Origin of the sequence: Raoultella sp. T31 (assembly GCF_002806725.1) — a bacterium.
Lineage (GTDB): Bacteria > Pseudomonadota > Gammaproteobacteria > Enterobacterales > Enterobacteriaceae > Klebsiella > Klebsiella electrica.
Genome location: NZ_PIBO01000001.1, coordinates 222425 through 239998 on the forward strand (window position 1 = coordinate 222425; position 17574 = coordinate 239998).

Sequence of the window (17574 nt, forward strand, 5' to 3'; positions counted from 1 at the left end):
CCTGCTTCAGTCAACGAATATTGAGCGCTTCAACCATTATGCAACGGCGGTGCCTGGCGTAGGAGCGTGCCGAGGTCAGGCCTTCACCGGTCGGACCGGCGATGGTAAATGTGGAGTGTCCTTCGCCGCCGACGCCTAACCCGGCATACGACGGGCCATTTTTCACAAAAATAGTGGTCTGGATCAGCCGCGCCATTTTGGTCAGTTTATCGACGTTGGTAGAGTGCATCATCGCCGTGTGACGATGACCATGTTCCACCTTCACCGCCAGATCGATCGCTTCATCGACGTTTTCCACTCTGACCACCGGCAAAATCGGCATCATCAGTTCGTGCACCACGAAGGGATGGTCACGCTCGGTTTCAATCAGAATAACTTTGATCTCCTCCGGCACGCTGATACCGATTTGCTGCAGAATGTAGCGCGCATCTTTCCCCACCATTGCGGTACTCGGACCGTTCCCTTTTTCATTCAGCACCAGCGCCTGTAAACGCTGAATATGTTGCTTGTCGCACAGCAGCCAGGCGCCGCTTTTTTTCATGCAGTGGATGAGATAGTCCGCCACTTCATTGACGACAATGGCCTCTTTTTCCGCCACGCAGGGGAGGTTGTTATCGAAGCTGCAGCCGTTGATGATATCGCGGGCGGCTTTCTCGATATTGGCGGTTTCATCAACAACGACGGGAGGGTTGCCCGCGCCGGCGCCAATCGCTTTCTTACCGGATGACATCACGGTTTTGACTATCGCCGGCCCGCCGGTGGCGACCAGCATATTGATACGCGCGTCGCCGATTAAGGCATTGGTGTTGTCAATTGACGGGCTGGCGACCGTGACGACCAGACTGGCGGGGGCGCCAAGCCGGGCCAGCTGTTGATTGATGAGCGTGATGCAGTGTAACGACACCTGACGCGAACGCGGATGCGGGCTAAAGACCACGGCGTTGCCTGCGGCCAACATACCGAGGGTATTGTTGATAATGGTCTCGGTCGGATTGGTGGTCGGCGTGATTGAACCAATGACGCCATAGGCGGAGTATTCGGTCAGCGTCAGGCCGCCATCGCCGCTGGTTGCCGCGGTGATGAGATCTTCAACCCCTGGGGTTTTTTGCGCGGCAACGCGGTTTTTCACCATCTTATCGGCATAGTTTCCCATCCCGGTCTCTTCCACCGCCATGGTCGAGAGCGTGTGCAAAATTTCTTCCTGCAGGAAAAACTGGCGAATGCCTTCAACAAAGCGGGCGCGATCCTGCATTGAGCAGTGGCGATACTGGATGTATGCCTGCTGCGCCGCCGCAATCGCGGCATCCATGGTGGCAAACACCCCGTCACCGGCGCTACCGTCGACAGCGGTTACGGTCTGGCTTGCCAGTACGCTGGCGACAATCGCGTCGATGCTGCCGCGATCGAGCGCTGTGGTGGCTGCCGGCGCGTGCTGTTCGGGCGCTGGTGCCGTCGTTTTGGTATATTTACTCAGCACGCGGGAGACGGCCTGAGTAATATCAAGATCGTTCATGCTGTATCTTCCTTACTTCGCTTCGCTCGTGGGTGCCACCATCAAATGTACGGCGTCGTGGTCGATTTGATGGGCGCCGGATCGAGCGTCGCCAGCAGCTGTTTCCCGACGTCTCTGGCGGCGATGACCGCCTGGCGTACCGCGCCGGAATCACCGGCAAACGTGAAGATCACTTCGTTACTGAAGCTGGTGCCGTGCGCCGGACTGGCGTAACCCACCGGTTCGATGACGGCGGCTTTTGCCGCGGCGTCGGCGACCACTACGCCAATCGCCGCCGGGGAAGCGCAGGTCAGGCCAAAAGATTTACCCAGCGGGGCGCCGAAGGCTTTATTGAGCGCGCTGCTGGCGCGGGCGGTGTACTGGAACTCCAGATGACCGGCCGGGGAGCCATAAACATCGCCCATGGTGCGTTGAATTTCGCCCAGCGCGACTTCAACCGCGCGGCGCACATCGGAGACATCGGCAGCGCCGAAAATGATCAGGCAACCATGCCCACCGCCGCCCTCGGTATCGCGAGCCAGCTCAATGGAGAGAATTTCACTGTTGGTGGCTTTAATGGCCTCATCCGCGGCAAATATATGCGGTCCGGCCCCGGTCCGGGCGCCAAGAATACCGATGGAGCGATATTTCTTGTCGATATTCATGACTTCATGTAATTGATGATCAACATTGGCAATAACTAATCCAATGGTATGCCCGAGGGCTGTGCCGACAAATTCAGTTAAACCGCAACCGATAAAGCTGGCCAGCGTTTTATTATTTGCGCGATCATCAGTCTGTTTGTGCATTACTTCAGATATAATCTGCTCAACAAGATTATCTCTCATGGTCGGTATCCTCTGGCTTTATTAACTGACAGCTTTCGGCAGGATTTTTTCCACTTCAATATGTGGGCGCGGAATCACATGTACGGAGACCAGTTCACCGACTTTACCTGCCGCCGCTGAGCCGGCGTCCGTTGCCGCTTTGACTGCGCCGACGTCGCCGCGAACCATGACGGTAACCAACCCGGAACCAATTTTTTCATAACCCACCAGCGTGACGTTAGCGGATTTCACCATGGTATCTGCGGCTTCGATTGCGGAAACCAGACCTTTTGTTTCAACCATACCTAATGCTTCTTGTTGCATAACGACCTCAATATTTCCAGGTGAGAGTAAAAGCAAGTTATGAATTAACCGACGAAGGTTGAGTTCATAGACTTAATAAATTCATGCACTACGATGTTATGGTGCCAGAGACAAAATGTTTTGCCCGGCAGAGAGACTTTCTTGTTTTCCCGTTTTCAGCTGGACAATAAAATCCTCCCCGAATGACTACCTTGAGGATGCGCTCAGGCGGCCCCTTCCAGCAAAGGGGCAAGCGCAGCCGCATCTTCGGCAATCATCCGCTCTTCATTGGTGGCAATGACCGCCACAAGCGGTGAGCCGGGGTGTGAGATAATGCCCTCCCGGCCGGCGACCATTTGCGCATTGCGCGCGGTGTCGAGCTGCACGCCAAATATTGCCAGCCGTTCGGCGGTAAGCTCCCGGACCAGCGCCGAGTTCTCCCCGATGCCGCCGGTAAAGATCAGCGCATCAAAGCGATGTAGCGAAGCGAGATGGGCGCCAAGGTGGCGGGCCAGTCGGTGTACCATGACATCAATCGCGAGAGTGGCCCGGGGATCGCCGTGGCTGCGCGCCTCTTGCAGGGTGCGGCAATCGCTGGACAGACCCGACAGACCGAACAATCCCGCCTCGCTATTGACCATCTTGTAAAGTGATTCAATCGTCTGTCCGGTACAGCGGGCAATATAGACCGCAGCGCCAAAATCCAGATCGCCGCAGCGCGTGCCTATCACCAGCCCTTCAAGCGGCGTCATGCCCATCGAGGTGTCGACGCTCTGCCCGTTTTTCACCGCGCAGACCGACGAGCCATTGCCGAGATGGGCAATCAGTATGCCGTGGTTGGCGGGGTTGAGGCCCAGACGTGCGACGGCTGCAGCGGCGATAAAGCGATGGGAGGTGCCATGAAAGCCATAACGTCGGACCTGATGCTGGTGTAAATACTCCAGCGGGATGGCGTAGGTATAGGCTGCCGGCGGTAGCGTCTGATGAAAGGCGGTATCAAACACCGCCACCTGCGGCAGCTCGGGTAACAGCGCCATGGCGGCTTCAATGCCAGTCAGGTTGGCGGGATTGTGCAGCGGGGCCAGCGCCGATAATTCCCGGATACGCTCGATGACCGGCGCCGTGAGCCGCACCGAATGTTTGAAGTCATTCCCGCCGTGCGCCACCCGATGACCGATGGCGCACACCTGCGGCAGTAGCGCCTGCCCGGCGAGCCGGGCGAACAGCGCCTTTAGCGCACAGGTATGGCTGGCACCGTCAGGCAACCCGCTGGTCGTCTTCCCTTGCGCATCGTTGAACGTGATGCAGGCGTCGCGAAGCCCCAGCTTTTCGGCCAGTCCGCAGAGCACCGGGGTCTCCTGGTGGCGCGGGATGACGGAAAACTTGAGGGAAGATGAACCACAGTTAATAACCAGAATCAGTGATGCTGACGACATGATGACCCCTGTCTGTATCCGTTTTCTTTAGAGAGACTCATTGCATGGTGTGAGCGAAAAACGCTCGCGGCTGAAGCGCGCCAGAGTTTGCGTGGCGATCGCGATATCTTCCTCGACGCTCCCGCCGCTGATGCCGATAGCGCCGAGCAGCACGCCGGCGGACCAGCAGGGGAGCCCGCCGCCAAAGCAGCAAAGCCCTTGCGTATGCGACAAGCCGTACAGGCTGGCGCCAGGCAATACGTCGGCCGCGAGCCGGTGGGTCGGCATCCTGAGCGCCACGGCGGTCCAGGCCTTTTGCATGGCCAGCGTATGGCTGATAAGCAGGGCGTTATCCTGACTAAAGAAGTAGCGCTGCAGACCGTGGGCATCCACCAGGCTAAAAACAATGGGCACCTTCGCGCTGTTCGCCGCATCGATGGCATAGTGCGCCAGCGATGCCGCATCCGTCAGCGTCAGCGAGGCCGGAAGCGGCGCTAACTGACGCGCAATGGCATCGTTGATACGGCGATCCAGTTCAGCATTCAACGTGGTGTGCATACTTTCCTCCGTGGCGCTTACTGGCCGTTAAGATCGAGCGAGTCGACAATGCCGACTACGGCAGCATCAATCACCGAATGTTCTTTGCTGGTGGTCATCCGCGCGGAGCTACCGGTGGTGACGATGACCGTTTCCCCGTTTCCGGCGCCGACAAAGTCGACGGCGACCTGTGCCGTGCCGGTGGGCTGATAGTGTTCATCCAGGCGGGCGACAATCAGCAGCTTTGCACCATTGAGCGAAGCATGCTTGGTCGTCGACACCAGGGCTCCGGTTACTTTTGCCAGATACATATTTCCTCCTGGTGACCCTGCACCATGACAATACCGCGGTCGCGAATTTCATCGCGAGCGGCGGGAGTGATGAGCGTCCGCGGCCCAACGGACAGTACCGCGCCAGTGGGGTGCTGGCGCACATCGCTGAGGGTGATCAGCGGCTTACCAACGCGCGTTGCCGGCCTCTGTGCCGGGTTCGCCGTGGGGCGGCCGATAATCGTGATGCCATACTCCCCGAGGGTGGCGACGTAACGGGTCAGCTGTGCCCGCAATGCCGGGGGGAGCTGGCTGGCGGCGGTGTCCCGGCATTCGGCATTGAGCGTGACGATGATGGGGATGTTCAGACTCAGGGCGTGAAAAGCCCAACGGCACACCCGGTTATCGCGTATACCTAAGGCGATTTTGCTCAGGCTGTTAGTGGACAACGCGGGCAGATACAGGCCGCTGAACGCATCTTCTGCCTTGCAGGGATCCCGGTCATCGCACAGCGCCTCAACATCGCGATGTGCCAGAGCCTCCAGACAGAGGGTGTGCAACGACGCCTGGATGGCGCTATGGGAAAAGGTCATCACCAGCAGATAGCCGCGTCGGTTAAGCGCCGTCAGACAATCCAGCGTCGCCGGGAGTGTGGCGAGATCCTCCCCACTTAATACCACGCGCATAACCTTGCCGTGGGCTTGCAGGCGCCGCCGACGTTGAGCCAGCAGGTCGGCAATGAGGCGGTCGAGCCGGTGTGAGAGTCGCTGTGCATCCATCGTTGTTCTCCTCAGCGGCTGCGCATGGCGATGCCAGGCGGCGTCACCAGCCTGGCGGTCAGGAAATCCACCATCACGCCGTCTTTCAGCGCCCGTGAAGGATGGCTGATGCCGGCGACGGGGTTATCGTTTTCATCCAGCACAACCATGGCGATATTGGCGGTGCCCGGATCGACACCCACTTTTAGCGCGCCAGACCAGGCGCGGCATCCGTCCTGGCAGACCAGTTCCGCCAATGCATTCAGCCGCCGGGTTGCTGTGCTGTCAGTCATGGCGGCGTTCCACAAACGCGCGCTGGACGCAATCGCCGTTACGCAAGCCAAAACCGTTGGCCTCTTCAACATCAACATGCATTTCCAGCACCGCGTCCGCACTTACCCGAACCACCACGTGGCTGAGAATGCCGCCGCGATAGCCGTCGATACGCACGTCAATTTCCATGCCGTCGCGCAGGGCGTGGCGTTCGGCATCGGCGGGCGAAATATGAATATGGCGCCAGGCGACAATCGCACCATCCGTTTTGCTGACCCGCCCGCGCGGGCCGATAATCTCGATCCCCGGCGAGTCCTGTAGGTCGCCGGACATTCTCAATGGCGCCTTGACACCGAGGACAAAGCTGTCGGCGACGGAGATTTCAACCTGGGTGGTGCTGCGCAGCGGGCCAAGGACACGTACTCTGGTGAGCTCCCCTTTTGGTCCGCGCAGAGTCACCGTCTCTTCGGCGGCATACTGGCCCGGCTGTTTTACCGCTTTCATGCGGGTGAGGGCGGCGCCATAGCCAAACAGGATGTCCATATCTTCCCGGCTCAGATGAACGTGGCGGTTAGAGATACCAACGGGGATGCGCAAGGTCTGCGCGGCGCAGGGGGAACCGGTCACCGCCCCGGCGCCACGGGACCTGAGCTCCTGAAGAATTTCCCGGGCGATTAATTCGGCTTGCTGCTGGGTGTCATTCATAGCGTCAACAACCTGAAAGTGATGAAAAGAGCGATACAAGCATATTCAGTCCCGCGTTGGCCTTTTTGCGGTTGCGCAGGACTTTTTTGACGCTCCGCCGGTCGCAGGACAATCTTGTCCAGATTTAGCCGGCGATAGCGGTCAGCAAGTGGTCTACATCAGCGGCGCGGGGCTGGCAGGGATTGGTTTGCGTGCAGCCATCCCCTAAAGTTGCCGCGATCAGCGCCTGGCGCAGGGATTCCACCGCCGCCCGCTCTTTTCCCAGCGCCTGCAGCGTTGGTGGAATACCAAAATGATGATTGATATCGCGAATGCTGCCGATCAGCGCGCGCAGGGTTTGTTCCGTCGTTGCCGCCCGGATGCCCATAATGGCGGCGCATTTCAGGTATCTCATCCGTGCGTGCGGGGCGTGGCGGGCATTGTGTTCAATAACTAAGGGCAGCAGCATGGCGTTAATCTTGCCGTGCGGGATATGCAACATTCCGCCGATAGCGTGCGCCATGCCGTGCACTAATCCCAATCCTGCCGAATTAAACGCCATACCGGCCATGCAAGAGGCGTTGTGCATATGGCCCCGAGCCGCAAGATTATTCTCATCGCTAAAAACGTCGGGCAGGTGTTGCCAGACCAGCGCAATGGCTTTCTCGGCGAGCGCGTCGCTAAAATCATTGGCCCCCGTCGACACCAGCGCCTCAATGGCATGGGTCAGGACATCCATGCCGGTATCCACGGCGACCTGGCGCGGTACGGAGAGAACCAGGTTGGGATCGAGGATGGCGCAGTCCGGGATCAGTTCCTCGGCAATCAGCGGATATTTTCGGCCGTTTTGCGGATCGGAGATGATGGCGTAGGCGGTGACCTCTGAACCGGAACCGCTGGTGGTAGGAATGGCGATAAGCTCTATGGCGTGGTCGGGGAGGAACTCTTCCAGCGTAACCTTGATCCCTTTAGCGGCATCCAGAGAAGAGCCGCCGCCCAGCGCGATAATGACGTCCGGTTTAAAACGTTTAAATTGTGCGGCCCCGGCATGCAGGATCTCAACGCTCGGGTCGGGTTTCACCTCGCTGAAAATAGAGACGCAGGCTTGCGGCATTTCATTAATCAGGTCGCGGGTTTTACCGGAGGTCACCATAAAGCCGTCGGTCACAATCGCCACCTTTTTATGGTTCAGCCGACGTAAGGTTTGAATCGCGTTTTCACCAAAATAGACGTCAGGAAGAGAAAAGAAATAGCTCGCCATCTTTCGATTACCTTATCCGTTAAGCGGATTGCGGGGAGGCAAATGCCGGATGTAATAAGAGAGCGTATTGTGTCATGGGGGCGAGACGAAGCCGCTGGCAATGCTTGTGCAGCGCGAGGATTAAGTTGCGGTTGTCTGTTATGGCGGACAAAAAAGTGCAGGGGGCTGGCGTCGGTTTTTCTCTTATCAGGCCATCAGCCACCGTCATCCTCTACTGGTGAATAATATTCACCGGCTCATGCCAGTCCGCGGGCATAGCGGCAGCGAATGCGGGCGCCTATCATCCCTGAAACCCCTGGAGAACTGGAGAAAAGATGAGAAAGTCCGCAGATATTGTATTCCCCGCCGCGCGCCAGGCGCTGTATGAGCAAAACCGTTACTCTCCGGCCATTAAATCCGGCGATTTTCTGTTTGTTTCCGGTCAGGTGGGGAGTCGGGAGGATGGTTCAGCGGAGCCCGGACTGGAGCAGGAGATCCGCCGGGCATTTGATAACCTTAATGCGGTGCTGGCCGTCGCAGACTGTACGTTTGCCGATGTGGTTGATGTCACCGTGTATCTGGTCGATGCGCCATCGACTATCGACGCGGTCTGGAAGGTGTTGCCGGAATACTGGGGAGAAGCACCCTGGCCGACGCTAACCGGCGTCGGCGTCACCTGGTTATATGGCTTCCGTTTTGAAATCAAGGTCACCGCCCGTTTGCCCTCGCGGCAATGAGCATCGCCCCCGTTCTTTCATGAGATCGATCAGCGCGCGCAGGCTGGCGGGCATATGTCGGTTGGCCGGAAACCAGAGGCACAAACCCGGAATCGGGGGGCACCATGGCTCCAGCACGCTGACCAGTCGGCCATCCGCCAGCGCGGCGTGGGCGTGTACGTCCGCGACATAAGCGATCCCCAGACCTTTTATCGCCGCATCCACCATCAGCGGCGAACTGTTTAGGGTCAGCGTTCCCGGCACATCCAGCTGGATGCTTTGACCGTGGCGGGAAAACTCCCAGCGGTAGCGTTTACCGCTGGGTAAACGCTGGCGAATGCACTGATGACGGGCCAGATCGTCCGGGCTTGCCGGAGCAGGGTGCCGGGTCAGGTACGACGGCGATGCCACCGCCAGAAAACGCACATCTTCGCCAAAACGTACAGCCACCATATCCGCAGGGACATCTTCCGCCAGTCGGATCCCCGCATCAAAGCCCTCGGCGACGATATCTACCAGCCGGCCATCCACGACCAGATCCAGCGACACTCCGGGATAGCGCGCCATATAGTCCGGCACCATTGTCTGCAGCAGCAGATGAATAGCTTCTTCCCCGCCATTAATACGCAGCGTGCCCACGACCTGTCCCTGGGTATCGGCGATCTCTTCCAGCGCTTGCTCCAGTCCGCTCAGGTGCGGCGCAATGCGCCGCAGCAGCGTTTCTCCTGCCTCGGTCAATGCCACGCTGCGCGTGGTGCGATGCAGCAGGCGAACGCCCAGACGTGCTTCCAGTCCGCGGATAGCATGGCTTAGCGTGGAACGCGTGACGCCGGAAAAATCGGCTGCGCGCCGAAAGCTACGCTGTTCCGCGACGGCAATAAAGGCTTTCAGATCGGAAAGCGTCGGGGTTTTGACTGGTGATTTCATTTCACCTCTTCATGCCATTTGTTGAGTCTTATCGTGCTAATCATCATGCCATATCCTGTATCGGCGAGTTAAAGACTTTTCTGGAGGATAACGATGAGCAGCAAAACCTGGTTAATTACCGGTACTTCAACCGGTCTCGGACGCCTGATGACGGAGCGCCTGCTGGCGCGGGGCGACAAAGTGATTGCTACCCTACGCAAATCCGGCGCGCTGGATGATCTGCAGGCGCAATACGATGGGCGGCTTCATATCCTGCTGCTGGACGTTACGGATACTGACGCTGTACGCCGGACGGTGCAGCAGGCATTCGATTTCGTCGGGCGTATCGATGTGCTGGTCAGTAATGCGGGATACGGGCTCTTCGGCGCGGCGGAAGAGGTGAGCGATGCCCAGATTGACCGGCAGATTGCCACCAATCTCATCGGCCCGATTCAGCTTATTCGGGCCGCGTTACCCGCTCTGCGTCGGCAGGGAGGCGGACGTATTGTGCAGATATCGTCAGAAGGCGGGCAGATTGCCTGGCCGAATTTCAGCCTTTATCACGCTACCAAATGGGGGATTGAAGGATTTATTGAATCCGTCGCCCAGGAAGTGGCGCCTTTTGGCATCGATTTTATGATTGCCGAGCCCGGCCCGACGGCGACGAATTTTGCGGGCGGACTGGATACGGCTTCGCCGATGGCTTGTTATGACAACACGCCCGCCGGCGAAGTGCGTCGCGGTCTGGCGCAGGGAACTCTCGCTATTAACGGCGATGCGTCAAAAACCGTCGCTGCCATAATCGATGCCGCGAGTGGGGAAGCGCCGCCGTTTCGCCTGGCGCTGGGCAGTAAGGCGTACCGATCTATCAACGAGGCGCTGAACAGTCGGTTACAGGTGCTGGAGGATACCCGCGCGCTGGCGCTAAGTGTGGATAAAGATGCGTGATTGTCCGTGGGTAATATACACACCACCTGCAAAGAAGCAGGAGCGAGCATTTTTATTTCGTTTGGTTTTTACTGAAAACAACCGAGCTGCCGCTGAAATCTTAGCTGCCGCAGCTAACCTGCTGGTAAAGGTAAGCGCTGCTTGATGAGATAAGTGAATTGGGCCGGATGGTGAGTTTTTATGCCCGCTTTTCGTTCATCGCTGCACCAGCAGCGTGCGCAAAATGATTAAAATCCCTTTTTTTGCCTGAAAGTTAATCATATCTGCAGATAAAAAGAAAATTCCTCCTGGCAAGCCTTTTGCAATAGTACCTGGTGAATTTTAATTTTATCTTTTTGGGATGAGTAAATATGAAATTTAGCGCATTACTGGCAATGGCATTGCTGACAATAAGTACTTTCGCGTTAAGTGAGACGCATCTGCCGCATATTGTAATCCTTGCTACTGGCGGTACCATCGCCGGCTCGGCGGCGAGTAATACTCAGACTACAGGATATAAAGCCGGAGCAATTGGCGTACAGACGTTGATTAATGCCGTGCCTGAGATGAGTAAAGTGGCTCGCGTTGATGGAGAGCAGCTGGCAAACATTGGCAGTGAAAATATGACCAGCGAGATAATCCTCAAGCTATCAAAACGCGTCAACGAGCTGTTGGCCCGCGATGATGTGGATGGGGTCGTGATTACCCACGGAACGGACACCCTTGATGAGACGCCTTACTTCCTTAACCTGACCGTAAAAAGCAACAAGCCGGTGGTGTTTACGGCCGCGATGCGTCCGGCAACGGCAATCAGCGCGGATGGCCCGATGAATCTGCTGGAAGCGGTGACTGTAGCGGCTGACCCGGAGGCGAAAGGACGCGGAGTGATGGTGGTTCTTAACGATCGCATCGGCGCTGCCCGTTTTGTCACCAAAACCAATGCCACGACACTGGATACCTTCAAAGCGCCGGAAGAGGGGTATCTCGGGGTGATGGTGAGCGGTAAACCGCAGTTTGAAACCCGTGTTGATAAAATTCACACTGTACGCTCGGTATTTGATGTGCGTAACCTTAACGCATTGCCAAAAGTGGTCATTATCTACGGCTATCAGGACGACCCTGAATATATGTACGACGCGGCGATTGCGCATCATGTAGACGGTATTATTTATGCCGGCACCGGCGCGGGGTCGGTCTCTGTACGCAGTGCTGCGGGAATCAAAAAGGCGGAAAAAGCCGGTATCGTGGTTGTTCGCGCCTCACGTACGGGGAGCGGTGTTGTTCCGGTTGATGACGGCCAGCCTGGACTGGTGTCCGATTCGCTTAACCCGGCAAAAGCGCGAATTTTGCTGATGACGGCACTGACCCAAACTAAAAATCCGCAGCTCATTCAGCAATATTTTCACACTTACTAATTTCATCCGGAGATAGTTCCGGACCGGCCATAGCCAGGGTGGCCCCTGTTCGGGGCTATCCGTTTGTTTAACTGATGCCTGTGTTGATAGTCACCGATATGCTCCAGTATTCCGGGCCTCCGCTCCAGCGGCAGGGCGGTATCGAGGGTTTTCACCTGCGGCGTGGTGACGCTTTCCAGACGACAGAGCCGGATTATCTCAGTCAACGCTGGCTTGAATCGGGTTGGCTCCCACCACGACTGGCTTGCGCGTATGCTCATATTTCTGCCGCGCTTTCATGTAATGTGCCGGTGCGATGAAAATAAAAAAAAATCCACGCAATAGCGTGGATTTTATAAGGTTTTTTAATCGCCATAAGATTCAATGAAATCTCACGAGACAACAAAAACGATTAGACGTTGAACAGGAAGTTCATGACGTCGCCATCTTTAACGATGTAGTCTTTCCCTTCGGCGCGCATCTTACCGGCTTCTTTCGCCCCTTGCTCGCCTTTGTAAGTGATAAAGTCTTCATAGGCGATGGTCTGTGCGCGGATAAAGCCTTTTTCGAAGTCGGTGTGAATTTTGCCTGCCGCCTGCGGAGCGGTAGCGCCAACAGGGATAGTCCACGCGCGAACTTCTTTGACGCCTGCGGTAAAGTAGGTCTGCAGGTTCAGCAGCTCATAACCGGCGCGGATCACGCGGTTCAGGCCCGGTTCTTCGAGACCCAGCTCGGCCATGAACTCATCGCGGTCGGCATCGTCCAGTTCAGCAATATCAGATTCGACAGCGGCACACACGGCGACCACCACGGAACCTTCAGCAGCGGCGATCTCGCGAACTTTATCGAGGTACGGGTTGTTCTCAAAACCGTCTTCGTTGACGTTAGCGATGTACATGGTCGGCTTCAGCGTCAGGAAGCTCAGGTATTTGATGGCGGCCCGGTCTTCTTCGGTCAGGTTTTTCAGCGCGCGCAGCATGCCGGCATTTTCCAGCTGCGGCAGGCATTTTTCCAGCGCCGCCAGCTCAGCTTTAGCGTCTTTATCGCCGCCTTTCGCTTTCTTCTGTACGCGGTGAATCGCACGTTCGCAGGTATCGAGGTCGGAAAGCGCCAGCTCGGTGTTGATCACATCGATGTCGTCTGCCGGATCCACTTTGTTATTCACGTGGATGATGTTGTCGTTCTCGAAGCAGCGCACCACGTGACCGATAGCTTCGGTTTCACGGATGTTGGTCAGGAACTGGTTACCCAGACCTTCGCCTTTGGATGCGCCTTTCACCAGGCCCGCGATATCGACGAATTCCATGGTGGTCGGCAGAATGCGCTGTGGTTTGACGATTTCAGCCAGCTTGTCCAGACGCGGATCGGGCATCGGCACGACACCGGTGTTCGGCTCAATGGTACAGAAGGGGAAGTTGGCCGCTTCAATACCCGCTTTGGTGAGCGCATTGAACAGGGTGGATTTGCCGACGTTGGGCAAACCGACGATACCGCATTTGAATCCCATGATTTAAATCACCTTAATCTTTGGATAATCAACCTGTTACAGTGAGCAGATTGCAGAAAAGTAAATAGCCTGAGCTATTATACACGGTGCGCGGCAAAAATTCCGCACGTCGACCGGTTATTGCGCTTTAAAAGCGTGTAAACGGTTGGTTGCTTTGGTGAGACCGTCTTTCAGCCACACCTCGGTACAACGCGCCGCTTCGTCAACCGCTTCATCAATCAGTTTCTGTTCGCTCGCCGGTGGTTTACCCAGCACAAAGCCGACAACTTTATTTTTATCGCCCGGATGGCCGATTCCGACACGTAAGCGATGAAAGTTGGGGTTATTGCCCAGCTTACTGATGATATCTTTCAGGCCATTGTGGCCGCCGTGGCCGCCGCCGAGCTTAAATTTTGCCACCCCGGGCGGCAGATCCAGCTCATCGTGCGCCACCAGAATCTCATCCGGGTTAATGCGGTAGAAGGTGGCGATTGCCGCCACGGCTTTGCCGCTGAGATTCATAAAGGTGGTCGGGACCAACAGGCGGACATCTTCGCCGGCAAGGTTAATCCGCGAGGTGTAACCGAAGAATTTGCTCTCTTCGCGCAGCGGGGCGCGATGGCGCTCTGCCAGTAAATCTACGTACCAGGCGCCAGCGTTGTGCCGGGTCGCCGCGTATTCAGCGCCGGGGTTCGCCAGGCCGACAATCAGTTTTATCGTCACTTTTCTATCCTGCTTGGGTCGTTCTCTGGCGCGTAGTGTACTGTTTGCCGACGCGGTTGACAAAATTCTGCCGGCACAACGACAGGGGAAGAGATAATTACCCTCATAAACCATTAGAATTTGATGTTGTTCAGTCACTTATTTGTAAGTTTTTGTTGGTTTGATATTGACTAATGTGATCGCCGACGCAATCAACCTTATCCCCATTGTCTATACTAGACCTATAAGTTTTGGGGATATTCCCAGGTAACCCAAGGTTCCGGAGGTGACATATGAAACGCAGAAATGCTTCGTTACTCGGTAATGTACTGATGGGTTTAGGATTGGTCGTCATGGTTGTTGGCGTGGGTTACTCTATTTTAAACCAGCTTCCGCAGATTGACCTGCCTCAGTTCTTCGCTCATGGCGCGATATTAAGTATTTTTGTCGGCGCCGTTCTCTGGCTTGCCGGGGCGCGCGTTGGCGGACATGAACAGGTCTGCGACAAATACTGGTGGGTCCGCCATTACGATAAACGCGGCCGCCGCGATCAGCACCGGCATAGCTAAACCCGTTTTAGTTTATCGCACCAGCCGTCTCAGGCGGCGGTGCGCTTAGATAACGTATTTATCTGCAGCCAGCTGCCTTACCGGTAGCTGGCTGTTGTGCTTTTCGCATCCCGCTTTTCTTCACATCAACGCCTTTGCTGCCCGAATGGCGCCTTCACGGTAAAATAGATCTTTCTTTGACTCTTGACCCTGACGTAACGTCAGGCGGCAGAGTAGCGCTATGGTCGCACGACAGGAGCAGTTATGTTAATTCAGGTGGGTGAACTGGCGAGACGCGCCGGAATGACCGTCCGCACGCTACATCACTATGAACAAACGGGGCTGCTGATGCCGTCGGCCAGAAGCGAGGCGGGGTACCGACTCTATAACCTGGCGGCGGTTCAGCGTCTGCATATGATTAAGGCGCTGGCGCAGGCCGGGCTGGAACTCGCCACTATTAAGGACTACCTTGACCAGGACGCGTTTTCGCTTTCCGACCTGCTGGTACAGCAGATCTCGACGCTGGATAAGCAGCTGCGCGCGGTCTCCACGCTACGCGAACGGTTGGTTCAGCTACGCGATGAGCTGGAAGGCGGTAGCGAGCCTGACCTGGAGTCCTGGCTACAGACGCTGGAGTTAATGAAAATGTACGATCGTTGGTTTAGTCCGCAGGAATTACAGGCGCTGCCGTTTGCGGAGCAGGATGAGCAGCGCAACCAGGTCTGGCTGGCGCTGGTGACGGAGGTTCGCCAGTTAATTGCCGCGGCGTGCCCGGTGGAAGATCCGCGGGCCATGGCGCTGGCGACCCGCTGGATGGAGCGCCTGGAGCTGGACACGGCCGGGCGGCCCGAGTTTCTTACCCGCCTGAATGAAATGCACGTCGCCGAACCGCAAATGCGCGAGCAAACCGGTATCACCGTGGAGGTTATGGACTACATTACCCACGCCTTTGCCGAGAGTAAGCTGGCTATCTGGGCGCGCTATCTGAGCGCCGATGAGCTGGCCTTCACGCGCGCGCACTACTTTGATCGGCTGATGGAGTGGCCGGTGCTGGTGACGGCGCTGCACGAGGCCTGTCGCGAGCATTGCGACCCGGCTTCTGCTGCCGGGCAGGCGCTGGCCAGGCAGTGGCTGGCGTTGTTTCAGTCCTATGCCGGAACCCATCCCCAGACTCAGCAAAAATTCCGCTTTGCCATGGAGCGCGAACCGCACCTGATGAAAGGGACCTGGATGACGCCGGAGGTGCTTGGCTGGCTCCGGCAGGCGATTGGCGTGATGATGACGCGGGCGCATGCGCCCGCGTCACGATAGTTAAATGTCTGCCAGCGCGGCAGCCCGGTCGGGATAGAAGCTCAGACGCCCGGCAATCGGCTGAACGCCTGCCCGTGCCAGCGTGCGCAGCGGCTGAAACTCAAGATTAGAGACGCGCAGTTCACAGCCTTCCGGCAGTTTGTTGACGAAACGCTGGAAGGCATCCAGACCGCCGGCATCCAGTACCGGCACCGCATCCCACTTCAGGACCACGATCCGCTTACCTGCAATCCGCGTTTCCAGATCGTTAAACAGCCCTTCGGCAGCGGCAAAGAACAGGGGGCCGATAACCCGCAGGACAAGCACATCGTCGGGCACATCCACGTTGACCGGCGCCAGATGGGTCATGCGCGCAATACGGCGCATGAACAACAGCGAGGCCAGCACGATACCGACGCTGATAGCGATGACCATATCAAACAGTACGGTCAGCGACATGCACATCAGCATCACCACGATGTCATCCTTCGGCGCGTAGCGCAGCAAATTCACCACCTTGTGCGCTTCGCTCATATTCCACGCCACCATCAGCAGCAGCGCCGCCATTGCAGACAGCGGGAGCCACGAGAGCAGCGGCGCCAGCACCAGCAGCGCCATAATCACCAGCAGCGCATGGATAACGGCGGATACCGGCGATGTCGCGCCGGCGCGGACGTTAGCCGCTGAGCGGGCAATGGCGGCCGTGGCGGTAATACCGCCAAAGAAAGGGGCGACGATATTGCCGAGTCCCTGGCCTATCAGTTCACTGTTGGCTTTGTGCTTCGTGCCGGTCATCCCGTCGAGAACCACCGCACACAGCAGTGATTCAATCGCGCCGAGCATCGCCATGGAGAAAGCCGCCGGCAGCAGCGCCCGCAGCGACTCCCAACTGAGCGTAAAGTCGGAGCCCGGCATATCCCACGGTAGCACCAGTTGCGGCAGCAGCTGCGGGATCCCGTTGCCCTGGCTACCGTCAGCCAGAATATAGTGGAACTGAGAGCCGATAGTCGCGACGTGGCCCCCCAGAAGGTTGACGATCGCCATCACCGCGCAGCCCGCCAGCAGTGCAGGCAGGTGGCCCGGCAGACGAATGCCCAGACGCGGCCAGATAATCAGCGTGCCCAGCGTGACAATGCCAATGGCAGCATCGCCAGGATTAATGGTCGGCAGGGCCATAACCAGCGCGCCGACTTTCTGCAGATAGTGTTCGGGAACGTGCGCCATCTGCAGACCCAGAAAATCTTTAATCTGCATGGTACCAATAGTGATACCGATACCGGAGGTAAACCCGAGGGTCACGGACACCGGGATATATTCAATTAACCGGCCAAAGCGGGCCAGGCCGAAAAGAATTAAAAAGACCCCGGACATCAACGTCGCCACCAGCAGCCCGGCGAGGCCAAATTGCTGCGACACCGGATAGAGGATGACCACAAATGCGGCGGTAGGCCCGGATACGCTAAAGCGCGAGCCGCCGGTCAGAGCGATAATAATCCCGGCGACGGCGGAGGTATAAAGTCCATACTGCGGCGCGACACCGCTGCCAATAGCCAATGCCATTGCCAGAGGAATGGCAATAATCCCGACCGTGATCCCGGCAATCAGATCGCGAGTGAAACGAGATAGCGTGTATTTTTCTTTCCAGCAAGCATCGATGAGGGCGCGGAAAGGCATCACATGTGAGGAAAATAATCTGTTCACAATAATGTTTGATCCATGAGCGCATCATCTGTCAACTAAATGGCAGGTGAAGGAGGCAATAGTCATACAAATCAGGTTGAGAGACAAAAAAACCCGCCGCAGCGGG

Annotated in this window: 20 protein-coding genes; 5 read left to right on the forward strand and 15 right to left on the reverse strand. The window is 57.1% G+C overall.

What is annotated here, in order from left to right:
• Positions 1-10 precede the first annotated feature (10 nt).
• The 10 genes from CWM52_RS01105 to CWM52_RS01150 all read right to left on the reverse strand — a co-directional run bounded on the left by CWM52_RS01105 (position 11) and on the right by CWM52_RS01150 (position 7819).
• A complete protein-coding gene (locus tag CWM52_RS01105) occupies positions 11-1513 on the reverse strand; it encodes an aldehyde dehydrogenase family protein (RefSeq protein WP_100682408.1) in 1503 nt (500 codons plus the stop codon).
• 41 nt (positions 1514-1554) lie between these two features.
• Positions 1555-2340, reverse strand: a complete 786-nt coding sequence (gene pduB / locus CWM52_RS01110; protein ID WP_100682409.1) for a propanediol utilization microcompartment protein PduB — start codon at positions 2338-2340, stop codon at positions 1555-1557.
• 21 nt (positions 2341-2361) lie between these two features.
• Complete coding sequence (gene grpH / locus CWM52_RS01115; protein ID WP_004863596.1) at positions 2362-2643, reverse strand: propanediol utilization system shell hexameric protein GrpH; 282 nt, start codon at positions 2641-2643, stop codon at positions 2362-2364.
• A 203-nt stretch (positions 2644-2846) separates the two neighbouring features.
• Positions 2847-4058, reverse strand: a complete 1212-nt coding sequence (tdcD, locus tag CWM52_RS01120; protein WP_100682410.1) for a propionate kinase — start codon at positions 4056-4058, stop codon at positions 2847-2849.
• 27 nt (positions 4059-4085) lie between these two features.
• Positions 4086-4595: a GlcG/HbpS family heme-binding protein gene (locus tag CWM52_RS01125; protein ID WP_100682411.1), complete on the reverse strand. Its 510-nt coding sequence runs from the start codon at positions 4593-4595 to the stop codon at positions 4086-4088.
• Positions 4596-4612: 17 nt separating this feature from the next.
• Positions 4613-4885 carry a EutN/CcmL family microcompartment protein gene (locus tag CWM52_RS01130; protein ID WP_004863583.1) on the reverse strand — a complete coding sequence of 91 codons (273 nt, stop codon included), beginning with the start codon at positions 4883-4885 and terminating at the stop codon, positions 4613-4615.
• Positions 4867-5622 (reverse strand): hypothetical protein, encoded by a 756-nt coding sequence (locus CWM52_RS01135; protein WP_100682412.1) that lies wholly within the window; start codon positions 5620-5622, stop codon positions 4867-4869. The genes CWM52_RS01130 and CWM52_RS01135 overlap by 19 nt, the downstream gene beginning before the upstream one ends.
• 11 nt (positions 5623-5633) lie before the next feature.
• Complete coding sequence (locus tag CWM52_RS01140; RefSeq protein ID WP_304528731.1) at positions 5634-5894, reverse strand: hypothetical protein; 261 nt, start codon at positions 5892-5894, stop codon at positions 5634-5636.
• Positions 5887-6579: a phosphate propanoyltransferase gene (gene pduL, locus CWM52_RS01145; RefSeq protein WP_100682413.1), complete on the reverse strand. Its 693-nt coding sequence runs from the start codon at positions 6577-6579 to the stop codon at positions 5887-5889. The genes CWM52_RS01140 and pduL overlap by 8 nt, the downstream gene beginning before the upstream one ends.
• Positions 6580-6703: 124 nt before the next feature.
• Positions 6704-7819 (reverse strand): 1-propanol dehydrogenase PduQ, encoded by a 1116-nt coding sequence (locus CWM52_RS01150; protein ID WP_100682414.1) that lies wholly within the window; start codon positions 7817-7819, stop codon positions 6704-6706.
• A gap of 314 nt (positions 7820-8133) precedes the next feature.
• On the opposite strand from CWM52_RS01150, the gene CWM52_RS01155 reads away from it, so the two are divergent.
• Entirely contained in the window at positions 8134-8535 is a 402-nt protein-coding gene (locus CWM52_RS01155; RefSeq protein WP_100682415.1) for a RidA family protein, read from the forward strand.
• On the opposite strand, the gene CWM52_RS01160 is transcribed toward CWM52_RS01155, so the two are convergent.
• Entirely contained in the window at positions 8479-9441 is a 963-nt protein-coding gene (locus CWM52_RS01160; RefSeq protein ID WP_100682416.1) for a LysR family transcriptional regulator, read from the reverse strand. The two genes, CWM52_RS01155 and CWM52_RS01160, sit on opposite strands and share 57 nt — an antisense overlap.
• Before the next feature lie 93 nt (positions 9442-9534).
• On the opposite strand from CWM52_RS01160, the gene CWM52_RS01165 reads away from it, so the two are divergent.
• Both CWM52_RS01165 and fraE read left to right on the forward strand, forming a co-directional pair.
• Positions 9535-10368 carry an SDR family oxidoreductase gene (locus CWM52_RS01165; RefSeq protein WP_100682417.1) on the forward strand — a complete coding sequence of 278 codons (834 nt, stop codon included), beginning with the start codon at positions 9535-9537 and terminating at the stop codon, positions 10366-10368.
• A gap of 350 nt (positions 10369-10718) precedes the next feature.
• A complete protein-coding gene (gene fraE / locus CWM52_RS01170; protein ID WP_004863557.1) occupies positions 10719-11762 on the forward strand; it encodes a fructose-asparagine asparaginase in 1044 nt (347 codons plus the stop codon).
• Positions 11763-11764: 2 nt separating this feature from the next.
• On the opposite strand, the gene CWM52_RS01175 is transcribed toward fraE, so the two are convergent.
• From CWM52_RS01175 to pth, 3 genes are all read right to left on the reverse strand, one after another.
• On the reverse strand, positions 11765-12022 hold the full coding sequence (locus CWM52_RS01175; RefSeq protein ID WP_100682418.1) for a hypothetical protein: 258 nt from the start codon (positions 12020-12022) through the stop codon (positions 11765-11767).
• Between the two features lie 131 nt (positions 12023-12153).
• The gene (gene ychF, locus CWM52_RS01180) at positions 12154-13248 is read right to left on the reverse strand and encodes a redox-regulated ATPase YchF (protein ID WP_100682419.1); all 1095 of its coding nucleotides are present in this window, start codon (positions 13246-13248) and stop codon (positions 12154-12156) included.
• Between the two features lie 117 nt (positions 13249-13365).
• Positions 13366-13950, reverse strand: coding sequence for an aminoacyl-tRNA hydrolase (gene pth, locus CWM52_RS01185; RefSeq protein ID WP_100682420.1), 585 nt, complete (start codon positions 13948-13950; stop codon positions 13366-13368).
• Between the two features lie 272 nt (positions 13951-14222).
• Between pth and ychH the strand changes: the two genes are divergently transcribed.
• Both ychH and CWM52_RS01195 read left to right on the forward strand, forming a co-directional pair.
• A complete protein-coding gene (gene ychH / locus CWM52_RS01190) occupies positions 14223-14498 on the forward strand; it encodes a stress-induced protein YchH (protein ID WP_100682421.1) in 276 nt (91 codons plus the stop codon).
• 243 nt (positions 14499-14741) lie between these two features.
• A complete protein-coding gene (locus tag CWM52_RS01195) occupies positions 14742-15788 on the forward strand; it encodes a MerR family transcriptional regulator (RefSeq protein ID WP_100682422.1) in 1047 nt (348 codons plus the stop codon).
• On the opposite strand, the gene dauA is transcribed toward CWM52_RS01195, so the two are convergent.
• Positions 15789-17468, reverse strand: coding sequence for a C4-dicarboxylic acid transporter DauA (gene dauA / locus CWM52_RS01200; RefSeq protein WP_100682423.1), 1680 nt, complete (start codon positions 17466-17468; stop codon positions 15789-15791). It abuts the gene before it with no gap.
• Between the last annotated feature and the right edge of the window lie 106 nt (positions 17469-17574).

Coding starts and splice junctions, on each gene's coding strand:
- ychH (WP_100682421.1), top strand. CDS start 14,223: ATGAAACGCAGAAATGCTTCGTTACTCGGTAATGTACTGATGGGTTTA.
- tdcD (WP_100682410.1), bottom strand. CDS start 4,058: ATGTCGTCAGCATCACTGATTCTGGTTATTAACTGTGGTTCATCTTCC.
- fraE (WP_004863557.1), top strand. CDS start 10,719: ATGAAATTTAGCGCATTACTGGCAATGGCATTGCTGACAATAAGTACT.
- CWM52_RS01175 (WP_100682418.1), bottom strand. CDS start 12,022: ATGAGCATACGCGCAAGCCAGTCGTGGTGGGAGCCAACCCGATTCAAG.
- CWM52_RS01195 (WP_100682422.1), top strand. CDS start 14,742: ATGTTAATTCAGGTGGGTGAACTGGCGAGACGCGCCGGAATGACCGTC.
- grpH (WP_004863596.1), bottom strand. CDS start 2,643: ATGCAACAAGAAGCATTAGGTATGGTTGAAACAAAAGGTCTGGTTTCC.
- CWM52_RS01160 (WP_100682416.1), bottom strand. CDS start 9,441: ATGAAATCACCAGTCAAAACCCCGACGCTTTCCGATCTGAAAGCCTTT.
- CWM52_RS01155 (WP_100682415.1), top strand. CDS start 8,134: ATGAGAAAGTCCGCAGATATTGTATTCCCCGCCGCGCGCCAGGCGCTG.
- ychF (WP_100682419.1), bottom strand. CDS start 13,248: ATGGGATTCAAATGCGGTATCGTCGGTTTGCCCAACGTCGGCAAATCC.
- CWM52_RS01125 (WP_100682411.1), bottom strand. CDS start 4,595: ATGCACACCACGTTGAATGCTGAACTGGATCGCCGTATCAACGATGCC.
- pduL (WP_100682413.1), bottom strand. CDS start 6,579: ATGAATGACACCCAGCAGCAAGCCGAATTAATCGCCCGGGAAATTCTT.
- pduB (WP_100682409.1), bottom strand. CDS start 2,340: ATGAGAGATAATCTTGTTGAGCAGATTATATCTGAAGTAATGCACAAA.
- CWM52_RS01140 (WP_304528731.1), bottom strand. CDS start 5,894: ATGACTGACAGCACAGCAACCCGGCGGCTGAATGCATTGGCGGAACTG.
- CWM52_RS01135 (WP_100682412.1), bottom strand. CDS start 5,622: ATGGATGCACAGCGACTCTCACACCGGCTCGACCGCCTCATTGCCGAC.
- CWM52_RS01150 (WP_100682414.1), bottom strand. CDS start 7,819: ATGGCGAGCTATTTCTTTTCTCTTCCTGACGTCTATTTTGGTGAAAAC.
- CWM52_RS01130 (WP_004863583.1), bottom strand. CDS start 4,885: ATGTATCTGGCAAAAGTAACCGGAGCCCTGGTGTCGACGACCAAGCAT.
- CWM52_RS01105 (WP_100682408.1), bottom strand. CDS start 1,513: ATGAACGATCTTGATATTACTCAGGCCGTCTCCCGCGTGCTGAGTAAA.
- CWM52_RS01165 (WP_100682417.1), top strand. CDS start 9,535: ATGAGCAGCAAAACCTGGTTAATTACCGGTACTTCAACCGGTCTCGGA.